We start from the raw sequence: 8,914 nt of genomic DNA on the forward strand, positions 1-8,914 counted from the left end.
GGCCCCGGATTTTCTGAAAAAACCTCGAGCGGAGTTAGTCTCATGCCGAAGATCAAGACCAACAGCGGCGCTGCCAAGCGCTTCAAGAAGACGGCCAACGGCTTCAAGCACAAGCAGTCGTTCCGTAGCCACATCCTGACCAAGAAGTCCACCAAGCGGAAGCGTCACCTGCGCGGCATGAAGCAGATCCATGACGCCGACAAGCAGTTGATTCAGCGCATGTTGCCGAACCTGTAACCCCTGGTAGACCCCCTTAACGTCAGGAGATAGCTATGACTCGTGTCAAGCGTGGCGTCGTTGCCCGTCGCCGTCACAAGAAGATTCTCAAGCAGGCCAAGGGTTACTACGGTGCCCGTTCGCGCGTTTTTCGCGTGGCCAAGCAGGCCGTCATCAAGGCTGGCCAGTACGCCTATCGTGACCGCCGCCAGCGCAAGCGCCAGTTCCGCGCCCTGTGGATCCAGCGCATCAACGCCGGTGCCCGTGTGCACGGTCTCTCCTACAGCCGTTTCGTCGGTGGCCTCAAGAAGGCCGGTATCGAGATCGATCGCAAGGTGCTGGCCGACCTGGCCGTCAACGAGAAGGCTGCCTTTGCCGCCATCGTCGAGAAGGCCAAGGCTGCCCAGTAAGTGACATCGACCGCGACCGGCCGGCGAATGCCCGGGACGGTCGCTGGCGTTGCAGGGGAAGAGCAGCCGCTCTTCCCCTGTTTTTTTGCAAGCGACATCATTGCAGGACCACAGACTTCGGAGCTCAACGGATGGACCACCTTCCCACTCTGGTCACCGAGGCTCGCCACGCCATCCAGGCCGCCGACAGCATCCCGGCGCTCGAGGAGTTGCGCGTGCGCTATCTCGGCAAGAAGGGCGAGATCACGGCGCTGCTCAAGGGGCTCGGCAAGCTGCCGGCGGAAGAGCGCCCGGCGGCGGGCGAACGCATCAACCAGGCCAAGCAGGCGCTCGCCGAGGAGCTCGAGGGGCGGCGACACGCCCTGGAGAAGGCCGCGCTCGAGGCGCGTCTCGCCGCGGAGCGCATCGATGTGACCCTGCCGGGGCGCGGTCAGCCCAGTGGCGGCCTGCATCCGGTCACCCTGACCCTGGAGCGCATCGAGGGGCTCTTCACCCGCATCGGCTACGACGTGGCGGTGGGGCCGGAGATCGAGGACGACTACCACAACTTCGAGGCGCTCAACATCCCCGAGCATCATCCGGCGCGGGGCATGGCCGACACCTTCTATTTCGATGCGACCCGGCTGCTGCGTACCCATACCTCGCCGGTGCAGGTACGGACCATGAAGGAGCAGGCGCCGCCGATCCGCATCGTCTGCCCGGGACGGGTCTACCGCAGCGACTCCGACCTGACCCACACGCCGATGTTCCACCAGGTCGAGGGGCTGCTGGTCGACGAGGACGTCAGCTTCGCCGACCTCAAGGGCACCATCGAGGACTTCCTGCACGCCTTCTTCGAGCGGGACGACCTCTCGGTGCGCTTCCGGCCTTCCTATTTCCCCTTCACCGAGCCCTCCGCCGAGGTCGACATCCAGTGCGTGATGTGTGGCGGCGAGGGATGCCGGGTCTGCTCCCACAGCGGCTGGCTCGAGGTGATGGGCTGCGGCATGGTGCATCCGGAGGTGTTCCGCCACTCCGGCATCGATGCCGAGCGCTACAAGGGCTTCGCCTTCGGGATGGGGGTCGAGCGGCTGGCGATGCTGCGCTACGGGGTCAACGACCTGCGCCTGTTCTTCGACAACGATCTGCGCTTCCTGCGCCAGTTCGCCTGATCGCACGGCATTACACGGACCTTGGCAGAACACAGGATTTACCATGAAATTTTCCGAACAGTGGCTGCGTGACTGGGTCTCTCCTGCGCTTGCGACCCAGGCCCTGGCCGACCAGATCACCATGGCGGGCCTGGAAGTGGACGCCGTGGAACCGGTGGCCGCGGCCTTCGAGGGCGTGGTGGTGGCCGAAGTGGTGGCCAGGGAGCAGCACCCGGATGCCGACAAGCTCAATGTCTGTCGGGTCGACGACGGCAGCGGCGAGATGGTCCAGGTGGTGTGTGGCGCGCCCAACGTCGCCCCGGGGCAGAAGGTGGCCTTCGCCCGGGTCGGTGCCGTGCTGCCCGGCGACTTCAGGATCGGGAAGGCCAAGCTGCGCGGCGTCGAGTCGCGCGGCATGATCTGCTCCGCCTCGGAGCTGGGGCTCGAGGAGGAGACCTCCCACGGTATCCTCGAACTGCCGGCCGACGCCCCGGCGGGCGAGAGTTTCCGAGCCTTCATGGGCCTCGACGACCATACCATCGAGGTGGACCTGACCCCCAACCGCGGTGACTGCCTGAGCATCAAGGGCATGGCCCGCGAGGTCGGGGTGCTCAACCGCCTGGCGGTCACCGGTCCCGAGATCACCCCGGTGGCGCCGACCCATGACGAGACCTTCCCGGTGCGCGTCGAGGATGCCGAGCGTTGCCCGCGCTACATCGGGCGCCTGATCAAGGGCGTCGACGTGACCGCCGAGACGCCGTTGTGGATGGTCGAGCGGCTGCGGCGCAGCGGCATCCGTGCCATCGACCCGGTGGTCGACGTCACCAACTACGTGATGCTCGAGCTGGGTCAGCCGCTGCACGCCTTCGACCGTGCCAACCTGCGTGACGCCGTGATCGTGCGGCTGGCCCGGGAAGGCGAGCGCCTGGTGTTGCTCGACGGCCAGGAGATCACCCTGACCGACGCCACCCTGGTGATCGCCGACGAGCGCGGCCCGCTGGCCATTGCCGGGGTCATGGGCGGGGAGCACTCCGGGGTGGCTGCCGAGACCCGCGACATCTTCCTCGAGTCGGCCTTCTTCTCGCCGCTGGCGGTGGCCGGCCAGGCGCGCTCCTACGGCCTGCACACCGACGCCTCCCACCGCTTCGAGCGGGGTGTCGACCCCCTGCTGGCCCGCGAGGCCGCCGAGCGGGCCACCGCGCTGCTGCTCGAGATCACCGGCGGCGAGCCGGGGCCGCTGATCGAGGCGGTCAGCGCCGAGCAGCTGCCCGGCGAGCGTCAGGTCCACCTGCGCGCGGCGCGCCTCGAGCAGGCCCTGGACAAGGCGCTGCCGGCCGACGAGGTCACCGAGATCCTCGGCCGGCTGGGCATGGCGGTGGAAACGACCGCCGAGGGCTGGCTGGCCTGGGCGCCGAGCTGGCGCTTCGATATCGCCATCGAGGAGGACCTGATCGAGGAGGTGGCGCGCATCCATGGCTACAATCGCCTGCCGGTGCGCCGCCCGGCGGCGCGCCTCTCGCTGCGTCCCGACCGCGAGGCACGCACTCCGCTGGGCCGGCTGCGGCGCCAGCTGGTCGCCCGGGGCTACCAGGAGGCGGTGACCTACAGCTTCGTTTCCCCGGAGCTGCAGCAGGCGCTGCTGCCCGAGGCGGTGTCGCCGGCACTGGCCAACCCCATCTCCAGCGACCTGTCGGTGATGCGGGCGAGCCTCGTCCCCGGCCTGGTGCGGGCGCTGCAGTACAACCTCAACCGCCAGCAGACCCGGGTCCGGCTGTTCGAGACCGGCCTGGTCTTCCGCGGCGAGCTCGACGACTTGCGCCAGACACCGATGCTCGGTGCCCTGGTGTGCGGGACCCGCGAACCCGAGGGCTGGGCCGGTGGCAAGGATCGGGTCGACTTCTTCGATCTCAAGGGCGACCTGGAGAGCCTGCTGGCGATGGGCGGCGATCCGGATGCCTGGCGCTTCGAGCCCGGCGAGCATTCGGCGCTGCACCCCGGCCAGTGTGCCCGCATCCTGCATCGCGGCGAGGAGGCCGGCTGGATCGGTACCCTGCACCCGGCGGTGCGGGCGCAACTGGGCCTGAAGGTCGATGCGCTGCTGTTCGAGGTGCGCCTGGATGCCCTCACCCAGGGGCGAGTGCCGGCCTTCACGCCGCTGTCGCGCTACCCCGAGGTGCGCCGTGACCTGGCCTTCCTGGTCGACGAGTCGCTGCCGGTGCAGGCGCTGCTCGACACCATCCATGGCCAGGCGGGGGAGTGGCTGGTCGAGTCGCGCCTGTTCGACGTCTACCAGGGTCGGGGGGTGCCGGAAGGACGCAAGAGCGTCGCCCTGGGCTTGACCTGGCAGCATCCTTCGCGCACGCTGAATGACGATGAAATCAATCAGTTGGTTGACGCCATCGTCGCCGAGTCACGCCAGCATCTGGGAGCGGAACTGCGTGGATAGTAGTGCGGATCGCGGCAGGGTCGACGCCGCCGCAGGCCGGCCGGCGGGGCGTATCCACCATGAGGGAGCGAACATGGGTGCATTGACCAAGGCGGAGCTGGCTGAACATCTGCACGCCGAACTCGGCCTCTCCAAGCGCGAGGCCAAGTCCATGGTGGAGGCCTTCTTCGAGGAGATCCGCGCCTGTCTGCGCGAGAACGAGCAGGTCAAGCTGTCGGGCTTCGGCAACTTCGACCTGCGCGACAAGCGCGAGCGGCCGGGGCGCAACCCGAAAACGGGCGAGGAGATCCCCATCTCGGCGCGGCGGGTAGTGACCTTCCGGCCGGGCCAGAAGCTCAAGAGCCAGGTCGAGAGCTACGACGGCGAAGCGCCCTGAGCGAGACCCGCCAACGAGAACGCCACCCGACGGGTGGCGTTCTCGCGTCGTGCTGGGGCATGGCGGGTCAGATGCCACCATTCTCCATGATCCAGGTGATGACCACCTTGAATACATAGCCCAGCATGCCGGCGCCGAGAACGACGAACAGCATGATGGTACCGAAGCGTCCGGCCTGGGACTTCTTCGCCAGATCCCAGATGATGAAGCACATGAAGAGGATCAGGCCGCCGATCATGATCGGCGTGACCCAGGCCTCGAAGGTCTGCTGCATATCGCCTCCGTGCAGGGGGAAGAGAACCCGGGCATTATACTCGGCCATCGCCCGCGGCGCAGGGCAATCGCCGTTACCCAAAGCGAGAGGCGCCGGAGACAGGTCGAAGAGGGGGTCCTATTCCATGGATGGAATCGGTAGCGCCCAGGGAGGGGTTCACAGCGCCCCCTCGCCGACCTGTCGCCGGAACAGCCTCGAGCGTTACCGCCATCTGCGATAGCCCTGCCCGTCACCGCGGTCGGGATGCGCGGGTGCCCCGCGCCATGTTAATATCCGAGCGAAATTCTCAGGTAAATCCAAGACATGCCCATGCTGAAGATCTTCGTCGGTACCATGTACGGCGGCGCCCTGGACGTCGCGGAGCAGGTCAAGCCGTTGTTCGAACAGGCCGGCTATGAGGTCGCCATCTTCGACCAGCCGACCCTCGAGGACCTGGTCGGGTCGCCCACCGACCTGGCGCTGTTCTGCGTTTCCACCACCGGCAGCGGGGATTATCCCGGCAATTTCGTTCCCTTCGTGCGCGAGCTCGACGAGCAGAGCCCGTCGCTGGCCGACCTGCGCTACGGGCTGATCGCCCTGGGCGACAGCTCCTACGGCGACACCTTCTGTGGTGCGGGGCGCAGCCTCGACGAGCTGCTGGCGGGACAGGGGGCGGTTCGCCTGGGTGAGCGCCTCGAGGTCGATGCCATGGAGACCTTCATGGCCGACGACGAGGCACTGCCCTGGGCCGAGGAGTGGATCGAGACCCAGCAGTTGAAGGTGGCCTGAGATGGCAGCCCACCCCACGCCGGAGCGGCTCAGCCTGCTGCTGGGCCTGGCGGTGCTGATGCTGGCCACCGTGCCCCGCTTCCTGGCGGGTGGCCACGAGACACGCCTGACGCTGATCCTGATCGCCGTGGCGGTGGTGGTCGGGGTGGCGTTCCTTCACTGGCGTATGCTGCAGCGCGAGGCCCGGCGACGGCTGCCGCGCCTGCTCGGAGGGCTGGGACTCAGCCTGCTGGCCGGCCTCGCGGGCATGGGCCTCTGGCATGCGCTGTTCACCGACTGGATCAGCTGGCAGCTGCTGATCGCCCATGGCGCCACCCTGGGCCTGCTGCTGCACGCCCTCTGGCTCTGGTGGCAGGCCGAGAGGGCGTGAGGGGCGTGGGTCACGCCAGCCGGTAGCAGGGTTCGTAGTCGCCGGCGAGCTTCATGCGCCCCTGGGCGACGAAAGAGGTGAGCAGCTCGTCGAGACGCGTCATCAGTTCCGGTTCGGCGTGCAACTCGAAGGGGCCATGGGCCTTGATGGCGCGAATGCCCTGTTCCTTGACGTTGCCGGCGACGATGCCCGAGAAGGCGCGGCGCAGGTTGGCGGCCAACTCGTGCACCGGCTGCCGGCGATGCAGGGCCAGTCCCGCCATCGCCTCGTGGGTGGGGGCGAAGGGCTCCTGGAAGTGACGGTCGATGTTCAGCCGCCAGTTGTAGTAGAAGGCGTCCTGGCGGGTCTTGCGGTAACCGGTGACGGCATCGACCCCCTTGCGCATGGTGCGCGCCACCTCGGTGGGGTCGTCGATGATGATGCGATAGAGTCGACGCACCTCCTCGCCCAGGGTGTAGGCCAGGAACTCGTCGATGCGCCGGAAGTAGTCGGCGGAATCGGCGGGGCCGGTGAAGATCACCGGCAGCTCCATGTCACCGTTTTCCGGATGCAGCAGGATGCCGAGCAGGTAGAGGATCTCCTCGGCGGTGCCCACGCCGCCGGGGAAGACGATGATGCCGTGGCCCAGGCGCACGAAGGCTTCCAGGCGCTTCTCGATGTCGGGCATCACCACCAGTTCGTTGACGATGGGGTTGGGGGCCTCGGCGGCAATGATGCCGGGTTCGGAAACGCCCAGGTAGCGGCCGTGGTGGCGGCGCTGTTTGGCGTGGGCCACGTTGGCGCCCTTCATGGGCCCCTTCATGGCCCCGGGGCCGCAGCCGGTGCAGATGTCCAGCTCGCGAAGCCCCAGGTGGTAGCCCACGTCCTTGCTGTACTCGTACTCCTCCCGGGAGATCGAGTGGCCTCCCCAGCACACCACCAGGCTGGGGTCGCGGCCCGGCTTCAGGGTGCCGGCCTTGCGCAGGATATGGAAGACCGCGTTGGTGGTGCCCTCGGCGGTGGTGAGGTCGAAGCGCCGGTGGGTCTGGATCTCGTTGTAGACGTAGACGATGTCGCGCAGGATCGACGACAGGTGCTCGCGGATGCCGCGGATCATCTTGCCGTCGACGAAGGCCTCGGCCGGGGCGTTGGTGAGCTTGAGGCGCACGCCGCGATCCTGCGGGATCACCTCGATGTCGAAGTCCTGGTAGGCCTCCATCAGCGCCACGCTGTCGTCGGTGGGGTTGCCGCAGTTGAGCACGGCCAGGGCGCAGCGGCGCAGCAGGTCATGCAGCCCGCTGCGGGAGGTGTCGTGCAGGCGGCTGACCTCGTGCTGGGAGAGAATCTCCAGGCTGCCTTCCGGCGAGATGGTACTGGAAATGGTATCGGGCATCCTGGGCGTCCTTGTCGTGAACGTAGTCGTGCGTGGCCGGCATCACGGCGGGCCGGCTGTCAGGAAGATGCTATCATGCCCCGCCGCCGTCGCGCAGCGGTGCGACCGGGCGGGCGAGCTGGTAGAATGCTGCTAGCCGGCTCCCCCGAGTGATGTGCCTCCCCCATGTTCAATGCCCAGTACTTCCGTACCTTCATCACCCTGGTCGAGACGGGCAGTTTCACTCGCACGGCTCGCCAGCTGGAGATGACCCAGCCCGGGGTCAGCCAGCACGTGCGCAAGCTAGAGCAGTACCTGGACAAGCCACTGCTCGATCGCCACGGACGTCGCTTCACTCTCACCGAGGCGGGGCGTCGGGCCTACGACTATGCGCTGAAACTGTTCGCCGAGCACGAGCAGTTCCGCCACTCCCTCGATGCCGACTCGCTCTTCTCCGGTGACTGCCGTCTCGCCTCGCCCGGCAGTGTGGGGCTGATGCTCTATCCGTTCATCCTCGGCCAGCAGCAGATGTACCCCGGGCTGACCGTGAGCTACAGCTTCGCCTTCAATCACGAGATCGTGCAGGACGTCCTGGCCGGTCGTTACGATCTCGGCATCATCACCGAAGAGGTCAGGCAGCCCGACCTGAACGTCGAGCCGTGGCACAGGGAGCCGCTCTGCCTGGTGGTGCCGGCCGACTTCGCGGGGAGCGGCCTCGCCGACCTGATGGGGATCGGCTTCATCAGCCATTCCGAAGGCATGAACCATGCCGGAGCCCTGCTGCGCAGCAACTTTCCGGCGGAGTTCCGCTCCATGAGCCACTTCCGGCGCCAGGGGTTCACCAATGAGGTGGGCATGGTGCTGGACGCCGTGGCCCGAGGCCTGGGGTTCACCGTGGTCTCGCGGCTGGTGCTCGAGACCTCGCCCTGGCAGCGCCAGGTCAAGGAGCTCGACCTGGCGGTACCGGTTCACGAGACGCTGCACCTGGTGAGTCGCGCGGGCGTCGAGATGCCGCGCCGCTATGCCCGCTTGCTGGAGGACTTCCGCGAGCAGCGCCGTCAGGCGCTCTACGGCTACAGCGAGCAGCCGGGCTTCGGCCAGGCGGCCGATGACGGCTCACCCTCTCAATCACGATAGGCGTCGATGCTCGGGCAGGAGCAGATCAGCTGGCGGTCGCCGAAGACGTTGTCGACCCGGTTGACCGCCGGCCAATACTTCGCCGCCTTGACGGATTCGGACGGGAAGGCGCCGAGCTCCCGCGAATAGGGGCGCGCCCAGCCATCGTCCCTCAGGTCGGCCATGGTGTGCGGGGCGTTGACCAGGGGGTTGTCGTCGGCCGGCCAGTCGCCGGCCTCGACCCGGGCGATCTCCTCGCGGATGGCGATCATGGCGTCGCAGAAGCGGTCGATCTCGTAGCGCGACTCCGACTCGGTGGGCTCGACCATCAGGGTGCCGGGCACCGGGAAGGACATGGTCGGGGCGTGGAAGCCGTAGTCCATCAGGCGCTTGGCGATGTCCTCCTCGCTGATCCCGGAGCTGGCCTTGAGCGGACGGATGTCGATGATGCACTCGT

At 67.4% G+C, this 8,914-nt stretch carries 10 protein-coding genes and 1 pseudogene; 8 read left to right on the forward strand and 3 right to left on the reverse strand.

What is annotated here, in order from left to right; translation table 11 throughout:
* The first annotated feature begins 42 nt into the window (after positions 1–42).
* The 5 genes from rpmI to ihfA all read left to right on the forward strand — a co-directional run bounded on the left by rpmI (position 43) and on the right by ihfA (position 4,578).
* On the forward strand, positions 43–237 hold the full coding sequence (gene rpmI, locus MKP05_RS18165) for a 50S ribosomal protein L35 (RefSeq protein WP_110284933.1): 195 nt from the start codon (positions 43–45) through the stop codon (positions 235–237).
* A 35-nt stretch (positions 238–272) separates the two neighbouring features.
* Positions 273–626 carry a 50S ribosomal protein L20 gene (gene rplT, locus MKP05_RS18170; RefSeq protein ID WP_102626946.1) on the forward strand — a complete coding sequence of 118 codons (354 nt, stop codon included), beginning with the start codon at positions 273–275 and terminating at the stop codon, positions 624–626.
* 131 nt (positions 627–757) lie between these two features.
* The gene (pheS, locus tag MKP05_RS18175; protein WP_240569565.1) at positions 758–1,777 is read left to right on the forward strand and encodes a phenylalanine--tRNA ligase subunit alpha; all 1,020 of its coding nucleotides are present in this window, start codon (positions 758–760) and stop codon (positions 1,775–1,777) included.
* Positions 1,778–1,820: 43 nt separating this feature from the next.
* On the forward strand, positions 1,821–4,202 hold the full coding sequence (gene pheT, locus MKP05_RS18180; protein ID WP_240569566.1) for a phenylalanine--tRNA ligase subunit beta: 2,382 nt from the start codon (positions 1,821–1,823) through the stop codon (positions 4,200–4,202).
* On the forward strand, positions 4,129–4,578 hold the full coding sequence (gene ihfA / locus MKP05_RS18185) for an integration host factor subunit alpha (protein ID WP_276316673.1): 450 nt from the start codon (positions 4,129–4,131) through the stop codon (positions 4,576–4,578). Before pheT ends, ihfA begins: the two co-directional genes overlap by 74 nt.
* Positions 4,579–4,645: 67 nt before the next feature.
* Here ihfA and MKP05_RS18190 read toward each other — a convergent pair whose 3' ends face one another.
* The gene (locus MKP05_RS18190; protein ID WP_110284929.1) at positions 4,646–4,852 is read right to left on the reverse strand and encodes a DUF2788 domain-containing protein; all 207 of its coding nucleotides are present in this window, start codon (positions 4,850–4,852) and stop codon (positions 4,646–4,648) included.
* 303 nt (positions 4,853–5,155) lie between these two features.
* Between MKP05_RS18190 and MKP05_RS18195 the strand changes: the two genes are divergently transcribed.
* Together MKP05_RS18195 and MKP05_RS18200 are read left to right on the forward strand one after the other, a co-directional pair.
* Positions 5,156–5,620, forward strand: coding sequence for a flavodoxin domain-containing protein (locus MKP05_RS18195; RefSeq protein ID WP_110284928.1), 465 nt, complete (start codon positions 5,156–5,158; stop codon positions 5,618–5,620).
* A 1-nt stretch (position 5,621) separates the two neighbouring features.
* Positions 5,622–5,990, forward strand: a complete 369-nt coding sequence (locus MKP05_RS18200) for a hypothetical protein (RefSeq protein WP_240569567.1) — start codon at positions 5,622–5,624, stop codon at positions 5,988–5,990.
* A 10-nt stretch (positions 5,991–6,000) separates the two neighbouring features.
* Here the strand turns inward: MKP05_RS18200 and ppnN are convergent, their stop codons facing one another.
* On the reverse strand, positions 6,001–7,362 hold the full coding sequence (gene ppnN / locus MKP05_RS18205; protein ID WP_276316674.1) for a nucleotide 5'-monophosphate nucleosidase PpnN: 1,362 nt from the start codon (positions 7,360–7,362) through the stop codon (positions 6,001–6,003).
* Positions 7,363–7,527: 165 nt separating this feature from the next.
* On the opposite strand from ppnN, the gene MKP05_RS18210 reads away from it, so the two are divergent.
* Positions 7,528–8,478 (forward strand): LysR family transcriptional regulator, encoded by a 951-nt coding sequence (locus MKP05_RS18210; RefSeq protein WP_240569568.1) that lies wholly within the window; start codon positions 7,528–7,530, stop codon positions 8,476–8,478.
* Here the strand turns inward: MKP05_RS18210 and MKP05_RS18215 are convergent.
* A pseudogene (locus MKP05_RS18215) lies at positions 8,466–8,914 on the reverse strand (glycine dehydrogenase (aminomethyl-transferring)); the annotation flags it as partial. The gene MKP05_RS18210 and the pseudogene MKP05_RS18215 sit on opposite strands and share 13 nt — an antisense overlap.

The sequence above is a fragment of the Halomonas flagellata genome (assembly GCF_022487945.1).
GTDB classification, from domain to species: Bacteria; Pseudomonadota; Gammaproteobacteria; order Pseudomonadales; family Halomonadaceae; genus Halomonas; species Halomonas flagellata.

What these genes read in the sequence shown, in the direction of transcription:
- rpmI (WP_110284933.1), top strand. Translation starts at nt 43, where the DNA reads ATGCCGAAGATCAAGACCAACAGCGGCGCTGCCAAGCGCTTCAAGAAG.
- rplT (WP_102626946.1), top strand. Translation starts at nt 273, where the DNA reads ATGACTCGTGTCAAGCGTGGCGTCGTTGCCCGTCGCCGTCACAAGAAG.
- pheS (WP_240569565.1), top strand. Translation starts at nt 758, where the DNA reads ATGGACCACCTTCCCACTCTGGTCACCGAGGCTCGCCACGCCATCCAG.
- pheT (WP_240569566.1), top strand. Translation starts at nt 1,821, where the DNA reads ATGAAATTTTCCGAACAGTGGCTGCGTGACTGGGTCTCTCCTGCGCTT.
- ihfA (WP_276316673.1), top strand. Translation starts at nt 4,129, where the DNA reads ATGAAATCAATCAGTTGGTTGACGCCATCGTCGCCGAGTCACGCCAGC.
- MKP05_RS18190 (WP_110284929.1), bottom strand. Translation starts at nt 4,852, where the DNA reads ATGCAGCAGACCTTCGAGGCCTGGGTCACGCCGATCATGATCGGCGGC.
- MKP05_RS18195 (WP_110284928.1), top strand. Translation starts at nt 5,156, where the DNA reads ATGCCCATGCTGAAGATCTTCGTCGGTACCATGTACGGCGGCGCCCTG.
- MKP05_RS18200 (WP_240569567.1), top strand. Translation starts at nt 5,622, where the DNA reads ATGGCAGCCCACCCCACGCCGGAGCGGCTCAGCCTGCTGCTGGGCCTG.
- ppnN (WP_276316674.1), bottom strand. Translation starts at nt 7,362, where the DNA reads ATGCCCGATACCATTTCCAGTACCATCTCGCCGGAAGGCAGCCTGGAG.
- MKP05_RS18210 (WP_240569568.1), top strand. Translation starts at nt 7,528, where the DNA reads ATGTTCAATGCCCAGTACTTCCGTACCTTCATCACCCTGGTCGAGACG.